This window comes from Stenotrophomonas sp. INTA L402-1 (assembly GCF_059295135.1).
Window position 1 is genome coordinate 1 of sequence record NZ_JCAFWP010000253.1, and the last position, 519, is coordinate 519.

At 50.9% G+C, this 519-nt stretch carries 1 protein-coding gene; it reads left to right on the forward strand.

Annotated features, from left to right (window positions below; all coding sequences use genetic code 11):
• On the forward strand, nucleotides 1–519 hold a 519-nt coding region (locus tag AC5O77_RS22645), incomplete at both ends, for a phospholipase A (RefSeq protein ID WP_494507282.1).

The following is a 519-nucleotide window of genomic DNA, read 5'->3' on the forward strand; positions in this document are numbered from 1 at the left end:
CTGCAGGGCTGGTTGTTGCCGGTGTTTATGTTGCCTATGGCAGTATATGCACAAGAGGCAACGGTGAAAGAGGTGCATGACGCGCCAGCGGTGCGTGGCAGTATTATCGCCAATATGCTGCAGGAGCATGACAATCCGTTCACCCTTTATCCTTATGACACCAACTACATCATCTATACCCAAACCAGCGATCTGAATAAAGAAGCGATTGCCAGTTACGACTGGGCGGAAAATGCGCGTAAGGATGAAGTAAAGTTTCAGTTGAGCCTGGCGTTTCCGCTGTGGCGTGGGATTTTAGGCCCGAACTCGGTATTGGGTGCGTCTTATACGAAAAAATCCTGGTGGCAACTGTCCAATAGCGAAGAGTCTTCACCGTTTCGTGAAACCAACTACGAACCGCAATTGTTCCTCGTTTTTGCCACCGATTACCGTTTTGCAGGTTGGACGCTGCGCGTTGTGGAGTTGGGGTATAACCACGACTCTAACGGGCGTTCAGACCCGACTTCCCGTAGCTGGAAC